Source organism: Bdellovibrio sp. ZAP7 (assembly GCF_006874645.1).
Lineage (GTDB): Bacteria > Bdellovibrionota > Bdellovibrionia > Bdellovibrionales > Bdellovibrionaceae > Bdellovibrio.
Genome location: NZ_CP030082.1, coordinates 1672278 through 1686447 on the forward strand (window position 1 = coordinate 1672278; position 14170 = coordinate 1686447).

15 protein-coding genes are annotated in these 14170 nt (G+C 46.1%); 12 read left to right on the forward strand and 3 right to left on the reverse strand.

Annotation, left to right across the window (positions count from 1 at the left end; all coding sequences use genetic code 11):
* Positions 1 to 38: 38 nt before the first annotated feature.
* From rpsO to DOM22_RS08130, 5 genes are all read left to right on the forward strand, one after another.
* Complete coding sequence (gene rpsO / locus DOM22_RS08110; RefSeq protein WP_088614323.1) at positions 39 to 308, forward strand: 30S ribosomal protein S15; 270 nt, start codon at positions 39 to 41, stop codon at positions 306 to 308.
* Between the two features lie 220 nt (positions 309 to 528).
* Positions 529 to 2628, forward strand: a complete 2100-nt coding sequence (gene pnp / locus DOM22_RS08115) for a polyribonucleotide nucleotidyltransferase (protein WP_142699880.1) — start codon at positions 529 to 531, stop codon at positions 2626 to 2628.
* A gap of 59 nt (positions 2629 to 2687) precedes the next feature.
* Positions 2688 to 3947, forward strand: coding sequence for a pitrilysin family protein (locus tag DOM22_RS08120; protein WP_246845899.1), 1260 nt, complete (start codon positions 2688 to 2690; stop codon positions 3945 to 3947).
* Complete coding sequence (dut, locus tag DOM22_RS08125) at positions 3944 to 4393, forward strand: dUTP diphosphatase (RefSeq protein ID WP_142699882.1); 450 nt, start codon at positions 3944 to 3946, stop codon at positions 4391 to 4393. Before DOM22_RS08120 ends, dut begins: the two co-directional genes overlap by 4 nt.
* 261 nt (positions 4394 to 4654) lie before the next feature.
* Complete coding sequence (locus DOM22_RS08130; protein ID WP_142699883.1) at positions 4655 to 5155, forward strand: OmpH family outer membrane protein; 501 nt, start codon at positions 4655 to 4657, stop codon at positions 5153 to 5155.
* Positions 5156 to 5347: 192 nt separating this feature from the next.
* On the opposite strand, the gene DOM22_RS08135 is transcribed toward DOM22_RS08130, so the two are convergent.
* The 3 genes from DOM22_RS08135 to DOM22_RS08145 all read right to left on the reverse strand — a co-directional run bounded on the left by DOM22_RS08135 (position 5348) and on the right by DOM22_RS08145 (position 7486).
* Positions 5348 to 5911, reverse strand: coding sequence for a Yip1 family protein (locus tag DOM22_RS08135; protein WP_142699884.1), 564 nt, complete (start codon positions 5909 to 5911; stop codon positions 5348 to 5350).
* A 238-nt stretch (positions 5912 to 6149) separates the two neighbouring features.
* The gene (locus DOM22_RS08140; RefSeq protein ID WP_142699885.1) at positions 6150 to 6815 is read right to left on the reverse strand and encodes a hypothetical protein; all 666 of its coding nucleotides are present in this window, start codon (positions 6813 to 6815) and stop codon (positions 6150 to 6152) included.
* A gap of 17 nt (positions 6816 to 6832) precedes the next feature.
* Positions 6833 to 7486, reverse strand: a complete 654-nt coding sequence (locus DOM22_RS08145; protein WP_142699886.1) for a hypothetical protein — start codon at positions 7484 to 7486, stop codon at positions 6833 to 6835.
* A gap of 79 nt (positions 7487 to 7565) precedes the next feature.
* On the opposite strand from DOM22_RS08145, the gene DOM22_RS08150 reads away from it, so the two are divergent.
* The 7 genes from DOM22_RS08150 to DOM22_RS08180 all read left to right on the forward strand — a co-directional run bounded on the left by DOM22_RS08150 (position 7566) and on the right by DOM22_RS08180 (position 14161).
* Positions 7566 to 8006: a hypothetical protein gene (locus DOM22_RS08150; RefSeq protein ID WP_142699887.1), complete on the forward strand. Its 441-nt coding sequence runs from the start codon at positions 7566 to 7568 to the stop codon at positions 8004 to 8006.
* 77 nt (positions 8007 to 8083) lie between these two features.
* Entirely contained in the window at positions 8084 to 8779 is a 696-nt protein-coding gene (locus DOM22_RS08155) for a polyprenol monophosphomannose synthase (RefSeq protein ID WP_142699888.1), read from the forward strand.
* 37 nt (positions 8780 to 8816) lie between these two features.
* Positions 8817 to 9635, forward strand: coding sequence for an SH3 domain-containing protein (locus tag DOM22_RS08160; RefSeq protein WP_246845900.1), 819 nt, complete (start codon positions 8817 to 8819; stop codon positions 9633 to 9635).
* A gap of 79 nt (positions 9636 to 9714) precedes the next feature.
* Positions 9715 to 10302: a hypothetical protein gene (locus tag DOM22_RS08165; RefSeq protein ID WP_142699889.1), complete on the forward strand. Its 588-nt coding sequence runs from the start codon at positions 9715 to 9717 to the stop codon at positions 10300 to 10302.
* Between the two features lie 78 nt (positions 10303 to 10380).
* Positions 10381 to 12315, forward strand: coding sequence for a DNA mismatch repair endonuclease MutL (gene mutL / locus DOM22_RS08170; protein WP_142699890.1), 1935 nt, complete (start codon positions 10381 to 10383; stop codon positions 12313 to 12315).
* Positions 12315 to 13283, forward strand: a complete 969-nt coding sequence (gene miaA, locus DOM22_RS08175; protein ID WP_142699891.1) for a tRNA (adenosine(37)-N6)-dimethylallyltransferase MiaA — start codon at positions 12315 to 12317, stop codon at positions 13281 to 13283. Before mutL ends, miaA begins: the two co-directional genes overlap by 1 nt.
* Positions 13280 to 14161, forward strand: coding sequence for a YicC/YloC family endoribonuclease (locus tag DOM22_RS08180; protein WP_142699892.1), 882 nt, complete (start codon positions 13280 to 13282; stop codon positions 14159 to 14161). The genes miaA and DOM22_RS08180 overlap by 4 nt, the downstream gene beginning before the upstream one ends.
* Positions 14162 to 14170 lie beyond the last annotated feature (9 nt).

Consider the following 14170-nt stretch of genomic DNA (forward strand, 5'->3'; position numbering starts at 1 on the left):
TTTACAAACCGGCGGCAACGCCAACACAGGAGACGCTAATGGCAGTCACTAAAGAACAAAAAGCACAGATCGTTAACAAGTTCAAAACTGCAGGCCTAGATACTGGTTCAGCACAAGTACAAGTTGCTTTGCTTACAGCACGTATCAACGACCTTACAGTTCACTTCACTACTCACAAAAAAGATTTCCACGGTCGTCGTGGTCTTGTGACTCTAGTAAATCAACGTCGTAAGCTTTTGGATTACTTGCACCGCAAAGACGTTAAAGGTTATCAAACTCTTATCAAAGAACTTGATATCCGTAAGTAATCTCATCTTAAATAAGATACTAAAGAAGGGGCGTAATAGCCCCTTCGAACTTTAAAAAACAGGAAGCCAGCTGAGAAATCGCGCTGACTTCACAGTGAACAAGATTGTTCGCTGATGACTCCTCCGACGATGTCGGAGTGCAGACAATCTCGGAATGAATTTTGAGATGGCTTCCACAAACGGATGGCGAAAACGAATTTTCGCTAAATAAGGAGATTTAATGAAAACGACTGTAACTACTTCTGTAGGTGGAAAACAGATCACAATCGAAACAGGCCGTATGGCAAAACAAGCTGATGGATCAGTTCTTGTTTCTTCTGGTAACAACATGGTTATCGTTACTGCTGTTTCTTCTAAAAAACCTTCAGAGATGGACTTCTTCCCTCTGACTGTTGAATACATCGAAAAATACTATGCAACTGGTAAAATTCCAGGTGGTTACTTCAAACGTGAAGCTAAACCAACAAACGATGCGGTTCTTATCGCTCGCTTGATTGACCGTCCAATCCGTCCTTCTTTCCCAGAGGGCTACCGCTACGAGACTCAAGTTGTAGCAACTGTTCTTTCTGCTGACGGTTCGTTCCCTCTGGAAATCCTGGCGAGCTTGGGTGCTTCTGCAGCCCTTCACGTATCTGATATTCCATTCAATGGCCCAACGGCAGCAGTTCAAATCGCTCGCGTTGATGGTCAATTCATCGCCAACCCAACTCCACAACAAATGGAAAAATCCGATATGGATATGATCGTTGCGGGAACTCGCAATGGTTTGTTGATGGTTGAAGGTGAAACGAAATTCATCTCTGAAGCAGACGCTTTGGCAGCTTTGAAATTCGGTCACCAAGCATTGATTCCTCTTTTGAACGCGCAAGACGAATTGCGTGAAAAAACAGGTTCTGTAGCAAAACGCGCTTACACAGCTCCTTCTATTGATGCAGATTTCAAATCTTCTGCTGAAGCTTTCTTGCAACCTAAAATCGCAGCGGCGCTTGCGATCAAAGAAAAACAAGATCGTTACGCGGCATCTGCAGCAGCAGCTTCTGAAGCTGAAAAAACTTTGTTGGCTTCTATCACTGACAAAGACCTTTTGAAACAACGTAAAAAAGAACTCAACACAATCATCGAAGATCTTAAATACAAAGAAGCTCGTTCTATGATCTTGGATCGCAAAGTTCGTATCGACGGTCGTAACACCACAACTGTACGTCCTGTAGCGAACGAAGTTGGTATCTTGCCACGCGCTCACGGTTCAGGCCTGTTCACTCGTGGTGAAACTCAAGTTTTGGGTACTGTGACTTTGGGTACTGGTGACGATGAACAAATGGTTGATTCATTGTTGGGCGTTCAAAAACGCAAATTCATGCTTCACTACAACTTCCCTCCATACTCTGTAGGTGAAGTAGGTCGTATGAGCGGTACTTCTCGTCGTGAAATCGGTCACGGTAACTTGGCGGAACGCGCGCTTAAAGCAGTTCTTCCTGACCATGAGAAATTCCCATACACAATCCGTATCGTATCTGAAGTATTGGAATCTAACGGTTCTTCTTCAATGGGTACTGTATGTTCTGGTTTGATGGCTCTTCTTGATGCGGGTGTACCTGTTAAAGGGAACGTTGCTGGTGTGGCAATGGGTCTTATCAAAGAAGGCGACCGCGTAGCTGTCTTGACTGACATCTTGGGTGATGAAGATCACTTGGGTGACATGGACTTTAAAGTTGCTGGTACTGCTCAAGGTATCACAGCGGTTCAAATGGATATCAAAATTGACTCTGTATCTTTCGAAGTTATGGAGCAAGCGTTGTCTCAAGCTAAAGACGGCCGTATCCATATCTTGAACGAAATGGAAAAAGTGATGAAAACTCCTCGTGGTCAAATCTCTGAATTTGCTCCACGTATCGAGACTATCAAAATCCGTCCAGACAAAATCCGCGAAGTTATCGGTTCTGGTGGTAAAGTTATCCGTGGTATCACTGAAGCGACTGGCGTTAAGATTGAAATCGAAGACGACGGTACTATCCACATCGCATCCGCTGATCCTGAAGCAACTAAAAAAGCTATCGGCATGATCAACGACATCGTGGCAGAAGCTGAAGTAGGTAAAACGTATAAAGGCCGCGTAGTAAAAATCGCAGAATTCGGAGCTTTCGTTGAAATCCTTCCGAACACTCAAGGTTTGCTACACATCTCTGAGATCTCTAACGAGCGCGTTCGCGCCGTAACAGACGTTCTTAAAGAAGGCGAAACTATCGACGTAAAAGTTCTTGAAGTTGATCGTGCAGGCCGCGTGAAACTTTCTCGCAAAGCTTTGTTGCAACAACAGTAGACTCTGATGGCGCGCCAAGGTCGAAAGACCACGGCGCATAGGAGCAGGTTATAAATACTTTGTTCAAAAAATCTGAACTTTCTAACGGGATCCGAGTGATGAGCGAGTTTCATCCAGGGTCCCGTGCCGTTTCTATCGGTATCTGGGTTTTAACGGGGACGCGTGATGAAGTCCCGGCCATTGCTGGTATGTCTCACTTGCTTGAGCATCTGGTTTTTAAAGGCACCAAAACCCGCAACACTTATCAAATCGCAAAATCTTTGGAATCCTTGGGTGGAGAGCTGAATGCTTACACGACTCGTGAATACACGTGCTATCACGCGCTGGTATTGAAGGATCATTGGGAAAAGGCGTTAGACGTGTTGTCGGACCTGGTTTCCAATATGAATTTGGTTAAAAAAGAATTTGCTTTGGAAAAAGGCGTGATCCTGCAAGAGATCGCGATGTCAGAAGACTCTCACGAAGACGTAATTTATGACGTTCTTTATGATGAGGCTTACGGCAAGCATCCATTGGGTCGTCCCATCTTAGGAACCCCTGCCTCGATTGCTTTGATGAAGCAAAAACAGGTGATGGATTATTATAAGAAAAACTATACCGGTAAAAATATCATCGTGAGCGCCGCGGGATGCCTGGATCACGACGAGTTTATGACGGGTGTTCAAAAGCACTTGGGAAAGAAAGCTAAATCCACGCTTAAAAACACGCGCAAAAAGCCATCTTGGTTACGTCGTCGTCGTGTGATGGAAAAGCAATCGGAACAAGTGCACATGCTTTTGGGGCTGCCAACAGCGAGCTTCCGTGATCGTCATCGTTTTGAAGCGGTGATCACGAACACTCTTTTGGGTGGCGGCATGACTTCGAAACTTTACCAAAGTGTGCGTGAAAAGCGCGGCTTGGTTTATTCGATTTTTTCAGGACTCAACACCAACATCGATTCAGGGATGCTGAATATCTATGCAGCTTCTGAGTTAAAGAGTGTTAAAAAAGTTGGCGAGTTGATCTCCAAAGAATTCCAAAAGATCCGTAAAAACGGTGCGACTCGTTCGGATGTGGAGATGTTCAAGACGCAGGTGAAGGGCAGTATTCTGCTGGGCTCCGACGACATTGAAAATCGCATGACATCTTTGGCAGTCAATGAAATGGTATTTGGCCAATACAAGTCAGTGGATTCGGTGATCGAAGAGATCAACGAAGTGACGGTGGATTCGGTGAACGACTATATCCGCAATGAACTGACGACTGATAAAACATCCGGCGTTTTGCTGGGCACTGGTGTTGAGGATCTCAAAGACTGGTGGGAGGAGTTTGAACTATGAATAAAGTAACTGTAAAAATTAAAACCCTTGAGAATTTCAAAGGTGAGCTTCCTCAGTATCAATCTGCTGGAGCCTCTGGTGTGGATGTTCGTGCACAACTTGATGGCCCGGTTGTTTTGGAGCCAGGTCAACGTGCGATGATCCCGACAGGTTTGAGCTTTGAAATTCCATTGGGTTTTGAAATCCAAGCGCGTCCACGCAGTGGCTGGGCGGCAAAAAACGGTCTAACTGTTTTGAATACTCCAGGAACAATCGATGCGGACTATCGCGGTGAAGTTAAAATCATCGTGATCAATCTGGGCGATGCTGCGGTCACTATCGGTGATCAAGAACGCTGCGCTCAATTGGTGGTGGCTCCGGTTTACCAAGCGAACTTTGTTATGGCTCACGAACTGAGCGAAACAGAACGCGGTGCGGGTGGATTTGGTTCAACAGGCAGAGCATAGTTTAGAAAATTACCGACATTCTGGTCATAGTAAAAAGCCATGGTTGATAAAGCCGTGGCTTTTTTTGTTTATAAAGCTTTGGCTTTTGCGTTTATAAAGCCGTGGCTTTTGTGTCTATAGCGCCGTGGCTTTTGCGTTTATAAAGCCATGGCTTTTGTATCTATAGCGCCGTGGCTTTTTTATTGAGAGTGCGCAAGGTCAGTTTTTCAAGTTGCCAAGCATAGGGGAATGCGAAAGGCTTACTTATCTAGAGGAGTTTTTATGAAAAGTTTGATGATGATTTTGAGCGCGATGTTGGTTGTTTCTGCGGCGAAAGCAGCCGACAGCAAAGTGGGTTTCGTGGATATGCAAAAAGCTGTTCAAGCAACAGCAGCCGGTAAAAAAGCCAAAGCCCAACTGGAAGCTGATTTCGGAAAAAAGAAAAAAGACATCGAGAAAAAAGAAGCTGAGCTTAAGAAATTGGGCGAAGAGATGGAAAAGAAAAAAGCTGTTTTGTCTGAAGAGGCGTTGGGTAAAAAACAAGCTGAGTTCCAAGCTCAAATGATGAAATACCGTGAAGAAGTTCAAAAAAGCCAAATGGATTTGCAAAAAAAGCAAAATGAGCTGACAGGACCGATCGTAACTAAAATGAAAGAAGTGATTTCAAAAATCGCTAAAGAAAAAGGTTACACAATCGTGATGGAAAGCAACAACGGCGTCTTGTTCTCGACACCAGATTCAGATTTGACGGACGAGACAATCAAAGCCTTCGACAAGCTCTAAAAGGTACGGCCTTACTTTGTCCAGCGATTTAAAGCTACAGGAAATGACGGAGCAAGTCCTGTCGAGATCCTGCTAATTTCTAATAATAAAAAAGGCATCCTTAGAGATGCCTTTTTTATTCTGAAGCTCGTTTTTCGTTTCAGGATCTTCCGTCCGGACCGACGCAATCAGCAACCGCAGCGGAGGTGGAAATTACATTCTCGCCACTTCGATGCGGTTGTATAGCCATAGGAAGAATACGCAGGCGAACAGGATTGTCACCAATCGCAAAGCGCGGCGTTTTTCCATCTGGAAGTTTTCGCTTAAGCCCACCGCCATCAACATCGCGGTGAAGGCAAAACCCACCAATGTGATCGGCGGAATCAACTCAGACCCTGCTTGGAAAATAAAGAACGGGATGTTTGAGAAAAGTACCAGCGTAAAGATCAGGCGAAGGGAGCATGTTCTTTTTTCGAAGACCTGGAAGTAGTAATAAATGAAAACAGCCCCAAGCCATGCCATTACCACCGCGATAAATGGAGCAAAGATCAAACCAGAACCGATACGGTAAATGTTCGGCGGAATCAAACCAGAAATCACACCCGAGATCATAGAGATCACAATGATCGTGATCAGCAAAGTTGACCATTTCCAGTCAGGAAGATGTTTGATCTTCTGAACAGGATGGCGAAGGTAATCAATCACGTAATTGAAAACTTCTTTGGCTGTTTGCATCTTAGTGTCTTTACCAGGTGTCACATCACGATAGTCAGTCATAATCCCATTGCATCATGTCGGGGAGGGCTAAGCAAGTAAGTTCAGCTAACAATGCCTCGAGGACACCGCTAGGGCTCTGGCCGCTGCATACCCCGAACTCCGCGACACGCCATCCGTGGCTCACCGTCGCCGGCTTTGCCGGTTCGCGCATCGTGCGCCGACGGAGGTCGCTGCGTTCAGGGTATGCAGCGGCCAGAGCCCTAGCGGTATCCTCGGGCATTGAAGTTGTATTTGTTTGTTAGCCTTCGCGGAGATCCATTTCGGCTAGGGATTGTGACCTCTCTAGGAGGAGGCGGGCGTTTTGAAGTTGGGTGGCTTCGATCGCACCCAATGTGCTGAGTGAGGGGAGGGGGCGGCCGAACAGGATTATTTGGTGGAGGTTATATGCCCACTTGATGAAGAAGCTGCCTTTTTTGGATGGTAGGGTTTCGATGGTGGCTTGGGGAACGATGGGAGTTGTTAGTGAGGTTGCGGTTGGTTTGGTTTCGTTTCCGTTGATTTCAGTGATGCTCATCACGCAGTCGGGGCGGAGTTCGCGAAGGACGGAATCGAACTCCTGCAGAGTGGTTGAGTCCATGATCATGTGGAATTTTCTTTTGGCTTCGTCTTGCGATTTTAGAAACTCGATTAACCGGGATTGGCGTAGCAGTGGATTGCTCCATGGCAGTCTTAAATGGAAGACTTCGTAGCCGTGCTCTGCCAGGTAAGAGGGATAGATGTTCCAGTAGTTTGAGAAATAGAAAAAGCTCCGTTGGCCTGTGACGAACAACAGGGGCCAGCGGGTCAGTAAGCAGTTCGGTTGGAGTTCTTGATCGTAGTGTTTTTGTGCGCGCGCTTTGTTGGTCAAAACGGCTAAGGCGACTAAGAAAACGAAGAGGCTAAGAAGTAGGGCGAGTGTATCCACTCGCCCAGTATTGCGAATTAAAGAGAAGTGTTCAAGCGAAACGCGAAGTCAAAAGAGTCTTTGTCAGAAGGTTTGTTAACCAAGGCTGTGCGCGCGCTGGCTTCAACGCCGACAGAGATGTTTTGGTGAATTTGTGCGAACAAACCGCTGGCAATAACCAAAGAAGGCGTTGTTTCATCAACATGCAAATCCTGAATGGCATTGTCGTATTTCATCATGCGTGCAGAAAGACCCGTGCTTAAAGAGTAGTTCCAAACTCCCTGGATCGCATTTGTGTAACCAAATTTACCTTCCAGTTCGCGCAGCGAAAAAGAATCGCTGGTGCTGTCGTTCGAACCATAGTTGCGGAAGATCACTTCGCCGTAAAGATTGCGAGAGCTTAGATCGCGACCCGCAGAAAGTTGAACCCCTGTTGTGCGGCGATTGAAATTCGCACCGCTTGTAGAGACATTGGTGAAACCGTTGACGTAACCAATTCCGATGTGTGATTGAGGGCCATCAGCATCTTTTTTGATTTGTTCATAGCTGGATTTTTTTTGGCTTAATTCATTCACCAAGTCGTCATAGCTGACTTCCTGATAATCCGCGCCAGAAGCGGCCCAGACCATTGTAGAGGAGCAAATTGTAAAAAGGGAAACTACAGCGAATTGGATCGTTTTTAGTTTAGTCATAAGGTGATTCTAGCAAGGCTTTGTCATTTCTCAAAAATTGATCTTTCTTTCTGGACCTTGTTTCCGGCAGACTAGATATATGTTTTCTTTTTTCAAGTCCAAGCACAACTGTTACTGCGCCTTTTGCAAAACTCCCCGCAATATTTACCGTAAGAAAAATATCGGGTTGATGAATATTTTTGCAGCCGCGATGGCTTCTATCGTGGTGATGTTCGCGATCTGGCAGGAGTATGATCCCCGCGTGATGATCGCTTTCGTGGTGTGCTTGGCGATTTCGGAAGTGTTCGTGCAAATCCGCTGGCGTTTATCGGTGGTGTGTCGCACTTGTGGCTTCGATCCAATTCTTTATGTTAAAGATTCTGCTGCAGCGGCAGAGAAGGTGAAGTTCCAATTGGATCTGCGTAAGCAAGATCCTAAGTATCTGCTGACGAAACCTTTGAATTTGCCGACCATCACGCCTAAGAAGGTCGAAGCCCTTGAAACCAAGGGTAAAGGCAAGCTCGTTTCTCGATCTATTTAATGAAATAGCCGTATTTTACGCTTTATGGCCCTTCCGGAGTTGTTGCCAGCCGCAGAGGTTTATGCCAATTTAGGGGCATGAAAACTCTGATTGTGATTCCTACCTACAATGAAAAAGAAAATGTGCAGACAATCGTGCCTGCAGTCTTTGCTCAAAATTTGGGCGTTGATATTTTGGTTGTCGACGACAATTCTCCGGATGGCACAGGTTCCATCGTGCGTGAAATGCAAAAATCTCTACCACAATTGAATCTTCTTTCTCGCCCGGGCAAACAAGGCTTGGGTAAAGCCTATATCGCCGGTTTCCGCTGGGGTATCGATCAAGGGTATGAGGCCATTGTGGAAATGGATGCAGACTTCTCCCACCGTCCTGAAGATTTGGGTCCTCTTTTGAATACTTTGAAAAACAATGATTTCGCCGTGGGTTCTCGTTATGTCGAGGGCGGTCGCACGGTAAATTGGGGTATCATGCGCAAGATTATTTCTCGCGGTGGTGGTATCTATTCTCGTCTGATCTTGGGATTCCCCTTGAATGATTGGACGGGTGGTTTCAATGCCTGGAAAAAGGAAACTTTAATCGGTATTGATCTGGCAACTGTTGAATCCAACGGTTATAGCTTCCAAATTGAATTGAAATACAAAGCCATGAAAAAAGGCTTCAAGGGAGCCGAGTCTCCGATCGTTTTTGAAGACCGTCGCGTGGGGCAAAGTAAAATGTCTCTAAAAATCGTGCTTGAGGCATTCTGGCGTGTTTGGCTTATGCGCTTTAAGTAAGACCGTTTCGCTTCGAATTTTTCGAAGTGCGGCGGCTTTGCTTTTCTTATTCTGTCTGGTTCCTACATTAGTGCTTGCGCAGGCACAAAAAGGAACTGTCATTGCCGATGAGGCACAAGTTTATAAAGACCCTGATTTTGATGCGCCCGTGATGGCGGTCTTAAAACAGGGTCAGGTCTTGCAAATTTCCAAAGGAAAAAAAGGACCCTTCTATAAGGTCCGCTTGAAGCCAGGAAAAACCGGTTGGATTTCTGATGCAGAAATTCGTCCTGGTGTGATTACAAAACAAGACATGCATGAAGCTGCTCAAGAGGCTGAGGAAGCAGAAGAATCATCGGCTCGAGGCAAAAGACCTTTCTTTGCCAGTCGCTATCGCGGGCTTTCTTTGGATTTTATCGACTATGCTGAAGACACCATGGGTGGTCGTCGCAATGCTCAAACAATGTTCTTTGGTTTGAAGTTCAATGGTTATAACACGCTTTTTTCAGGCGACATGTACACCGAAAGCAATATCCTGTTTCACTCGGGCGCACCGTCTTACTACAAAGATTATACGGGCCACGACGGTGGTGGTTACATCGTGATTTTGGATTTCTTATTCCAAACGGTTTTGCCTAAAGGCAGAGATCTGATTTTCTTTTATGGCTTTGGACCGATGTTTAAGTACTCGCACTTTGATCTGACTTTAACAGGCTCTCCAGATCCATACTCTGCAGACGATATGACCCTGGGAGTATTATTCAATGTCGGCGCGGCCTATCGAATCAAACGGGTGTCGATCCGTCCTGACCTGAAATACTATTGGGAGAAGTCCTCCTACTGGGGTTACGGAATCAATCTTGGATTAGATTTCTAAAAGTGGATTCATATTAAGTTAGATTTTTGCCGCGCGTTAACGGTGACGAGTTGGACGCGGCTGGGTTACAACGCCGTCCATGCTTAAATCTATTTATCTTATCGGTCTTGTTTCGGTTTTGTTCTCTTCTTTGGCATTTGCTGGCGATATCAATGCCGCATTTGAATCTATTAAAAATACCGGAACTAATTTTGATCCAGATGGCGCGGTTTGCGAAGAGCTTGAGCGTGTTCGTTTGTCTCAGCAGTATCCTGCCGATAAGTTTTTGATTTCAGGCGATATTGAATACAGCACGGGTGGCCAGACCGTGGGTGAGCTTGATACGGTTGTGATCGACCGCACTACAGGCAAAGTCGTTTTGTTGGGTGAAGTAAAATGCTGGAAGAATTTTGATGGAGCTTTGCTTAAAGCCAAATCTCAGTTGCAGCGTTTCTTCTGGAATCTTCAGCAAAACCCAGCAGCGATGGCATTCACGTCGTATGACGGAATTCAATACTCAGCGGCACAATTTCCCTTGGACACTCCCGTATATACGGTGGGTCCTCAAGGTGCCGTGGCTAAGGGCTTTACCTATGAGTTTGATCTGACGCTAAAGGAAACCCATCAGCTTAGAATGATGCTCTTAAAGTGCCAACAAAACGGTGAATGCCCGCGTCCTCAGCACTAAGTTTACGCGTCGCACATGCAAAAACCGGCAGGCACCTTTTTGGTGATTTAATCGCGTCGGTAGGGCATCTTTTCGCCCATGTCTATTCAAGTTTTATCTCCGGAAGTTGTCGACCAAATTGCTGCTGGCGAGGTGGTCGAGCGTCCTGCTCATCTTGTGAAAGAGTTGGTTGAAAATTCCATCGATGCGGGCGCAACTCGCGTGCATGTGGAGTTCTTTGATGGCGGTCGTATTGTTAAAGTCATCGATAACGGGAAGGGCATGTCTCCTGAAGATTTGCCAAAAGCCTTGGATCGCTTTGCGACCAGTAAAATTTCAAAATCAGATGATCTGTGGAGTTTAAAAACCTTCGGTTTTCGCGGCGAAGCTTTGGCGAGTATTTCCTCGGTCAGCAAAATGACTTTAACCACTCGTCGCGAAGGTGACGAGCAAGCTTTCCAACTGGTGAGCTTGTACGGAAAAAAACAACCGATTGATCGCGTGGGTGGTTCACAAGGCACGACTGTGCTGATGGAAAATCTTTTCGAAAACATGCCGGCGCGGTTGAAGTTTTTAAAATCGGATTCGGCAGAGCACACTGCCATCAAAACGACTTTGAAAGCGATGGCGCTGGCTCACTTTGATGTGGAATTTCGCATACAGGAAAACAGCAAGTTGGTTAACTTCTGGCCGGCCTGCAAAGACCGTAAAGAGCGTGCAGAACAAATTCTGGAAATCAAACCACTGTTCGTGGGTGAAGCGTCTCGTGAGTATGTAAAGGCCTATGCGGTTTTCGCAGATCCTCACAACGTCGCAAAGACCGCTAAAAATATCTGGTTGTTTGCGCAGAATCGTTGGATTCAAGATCGCAGCCTTCAGGCCGCAGTGAACGAAGCGTACCGCAGTCTTTTGATGCACGGGGAATTTCCGATCGCAGCTGTTTGGGTTGAAACAGATCCTGAATACATTGACGTGAATATTCACCCGACAAAATCACAAGTAAAATTCCACGATCCGTCCTTGGCATTCCGTGCTGTGGCGGGAGCTTTGCGGGGAACTTTGGAGAAAGCTCCTTGGATCCAGCAAAGTGGTCAGCTTCGTTCGCAAGCGCAATTTGGTTCGGCTGGTGGAGCTGTTGACTATTCTGATCCTGCAGCGACGTATCCTTCAGCAAAAGGTCTCCCGAATTTTGCGACGAGCGAAAATGGAGCAAAGGTCGCTCAGGCTGAAATGCCCAAGGAAAACCTGGCCTTCCAGGATTCCACTTTCAAAACAACTCAGTTCCAGAAAAAGGATTTCAGTTTCCCGACGACATCAGTCCAGCAACCTCAAATGAGTTATCAAACTTTGGCCGAGGCGGCAGAGTCTCGCCAGAATTTTGAAGTGCCCGCAAAAAACGACGCAGCAGCGACCGTGAATGCAGAAGCCGTGGCGCCGGTGAGCGGCGGTTACTGGTCCTCCTTGGAAGTTTTGGGGCAGGCGAATCTGACGTACATCGTGACTCAACATCGCGATAAAATGGTTTTCGTCGATCAGCATGCGGCCCACGAACGTGTGGCTTACGAAAAACTGATGAATGCCTGGAAGGGCGGGAAAATTGATATTCAAGATTTCCTTTTCCCTTTAGCGATCGACATGTCACCTGAAAAAGTCGAAGGTCTTTTGTTGTTAGCAAAAGACATCGAACGCCTGGGTGTTTTCATTGAAGCCTTAGGACCTGGCACGGTGGGCGTGAAAGCCGCTCCACTTTTCATTAAGGAATCTGTACTTGGTAAAGTCCTGGATCGGATGGCTAATGAAGTCGTTGATCAAGGTGGCAGTTACTCTTTGGAAAGAGCCGTAGGCGATATCTGCGCAACAATGGCCTGCCATTCTGTGGTTCGTGCCGGACAAGCGTTGAGCATCGATCAAATGAAAAATCTTTTACGCGAAATGGATCATTTCCCACTTTCAAGTTTTTGCCCTCATGGTCGACCGGTGAGTGTGGAGTATCCTTTCTATAAACTTGAAAAGGACTTTGGACGAATCGTTTGATGAATAAAAATAAGCCCGTCATTTTCGTTGTAGGTTCAACGGCCACTGGCAAAAGCGAGTGGGCGCTTAAACTTGCGCAGGAATTTAAAGGCGTCATCATCAATTGTGATTCGGTTCAGTGTTATACCAAAGTTCAAATTGGTGCAGCAAAACCTACCGCGGAAGAGCTGCAGCTGGTTCCTCACTATTTAGTGAGCTACGTCGATTCTCCGAATGAAAGTACGGCTGGCAGCTATTGTCGCGATTTTGCTGAGGTGATGAAGAATCTTCCTGAGGGCGTTCCGGCTTTTGTTGTCGGAGGAACAGGTTTTTATTTTATGGCCATTGAAAAGGGCATGTACCCGGTGACGGAAGTTTCGGAAGAAATGAAAGCCCAGGTAGCTAAGGAAATGGCGGAACCGGGCGGAGCTGAAAGACTTCACGCCGAATTAAGTGCTGTGGATCCGGAGTATGCCGCGAAAGTAAATATCGCCGATCACTATCGCATCGGTCGCGGCATTGAACTTATTCGCACTCAAGGTAAAGGTGTGACTCAAATTCAAAAAGAATTTGATGAAACCAAAGAGCCCTTTGCTTATCCACTTTTGAAAATCGGTCCGGATTGGGAGCGTGAACGGTTGCGCGAGCGCATTGCCTTGCGCACTCACAAAATATTGAAAGACGGATTGATTGATGAAGTGGAAAAACTCCTCGACCAAGGTTTGGAGGGGTGGGCTCCCATGAGCAGTGTTGGGTATAAAGAAACCATCGACTTCATTAAGGGCGTCATTAACGAGGATGAGCTTTTAGAACAAATTACGACAAATACTCGGCAGTTGGCGAAGCGCCAAAAAACCTGGTTCCAACGAGACAAAGACATCCACTGGTTTGATGGCGCCCGGGGATATTTGGAAGCACGGGGAGTGGTCGAGAAATTCCTGAACTCTTTGACCACAAATAGCGCTCCCGACAAGAATGGAAATATATGAAAAGTATGACTGGTTACGGAACTGCGAAAGTTCAATCAAAAGATGTTTCGGTAGAAGTAAGCATTCGTGCTGTGAACGGACGTTTTTTGGAAACCCGCTTTCATTTGCCTCGTGAATTCGTAGCCCTTGAAGGGGAGCTTAAGAAAACTTTAAGCGCTTCTTTGTCCCGCGGAACCGTTGATATTTTTGTTTCCCGTAAAGTCAAAGCTTCGGCTTCGGGCAAAGCGCAAATGACGGTCAACGATGCTCTGGTTAAAAAATATGTGACAGCTTATAAGCACCTGGCAAAAGAATTGGGCATTTCCTACCAAGTGCACTTGGAAGCGATGGCTCGATTGCCCGATGTGATTAAGGTTGAGGAAAGCTATGAGCTTTTCACCGGCGAAGAAAAGGTTTTGAAAAAAGCCTTCGCCGAAGCCTGTGCAAATTGCGATAAAGAGCGTGTGCGTGAAGGAAAATCCCTTCGTAAAGACCTGGAAAAGCTTTTGGTCGCTTTGGATAAAGAGATCAAAGTCATCACGGATCTTCGTGAAGAAGCCAATGCGCAACTTCAAGAACGTTATGAAACTAAGATTCGCTCTCGTATGAAGGGGAACGAAATTGATCCCGCTCGTTTGTCTCAGGAAATCGTGATTCAGCTGGAAAAAGCCGACATCAACGAGGAATTAAGCCGCTTAACTGAGCATATTAAGAACTATCGCCAACTGATTGCCTCTCAGGATGCTGAAGGTAAGAAACTTGATTTTTACACTCAGGAATTGCTGCGCGAGGTGAATACGATCGGTTCTAAGTCTCAAGTAGCCAAGATCACTCAAAGCGTGGTACAAGCGAAAACCCTCATCGAAAGATTAAGAGAACAGGTTCAAAACGTTCAATAATATGAAAAC

Bases quoted from the DNA above. Each gene is read 5' to 3' on its own strand.
- rpsO (WP_088614323.1), top strand. From the start codon at position 39: ATGGCAGTCACTAAAGAACAAAAAGCACAGATCGTTAACAAGTTCAAA.
- pnp (WP_142699880.1), top strand. From the start codon at position 529: ATGAAAACGACTGTAACTACTTCTGTAGGTGGAAAACAGATCACAATC.
- dut (WP_142699882.1), top strand. From the start codon at position 3,944: ATGAATAAAGTAACTGTAAAAATTAAAACCCTTGAGAATTTCAAAGGT.
- DOM22_RS08130 (WP_142699883.1), top strand. From the start codon at position 4,655: ATGAAAAGTTTGATGATGATTTTGAGCGCGATGTTGGTTGTTTCTGCG.
- DOM22_RS08135 (WP_142699884.1), bottom strand. From the start codon at position 5,911: ATGACTGACTATCGTGATGTGACACCTGGTAAAGACACTAAGATGCAA.
- DOM22_RS08145 (WP_142699886.1), bottom strand. From the start codon at position 7,486: ATGACTAAACTAAAAACGATCCAATTCGCTGTAGTTTCCCTTTTTACA.
- DOM22_RS08150 (WP_142699887.1), top strand. From the start codon at position 7,566: ATGTTTTCTTTTTTCAAGTCCAAGCACAACTGTTACTGCGCCTTTTGC.
- DOM22_RS08155 (WP_142699888.1), top strand. From the start codon at position 8,084: ATGAAAACTCTGATTGTGATTCCTACCTACAATGAAAAAGAAAATGTG.
- DOM22_RS08165 (WP_142699889.1), top strand. From the start codon at position 9,715: ATGCTTAAATCTATTTATCTTATCGGTCTTGTTTCGGTTTTGTTCTCT.
- mutL (WP_142699890.1), top strand. From the start codon at position 10,381: ATGTCTATTCAAGTTTTATCTCCGGAAGTTGTCGACCAAATTGCTGCT.
- miaA (WP_142699891.1), top strand. From the start codon at position 12,315: ATGAATAAAAATAAGCCCGTCATTTTCGTTGTAGGTTCAACGGCCACT.
- DOM22_RS08180 (WP_142699892.1), top strand. From the start codon at position 13,280: ATGAAAAGTATGACTGGTTACGGAACTGCGAAAGTTCAATCAAAAGAT.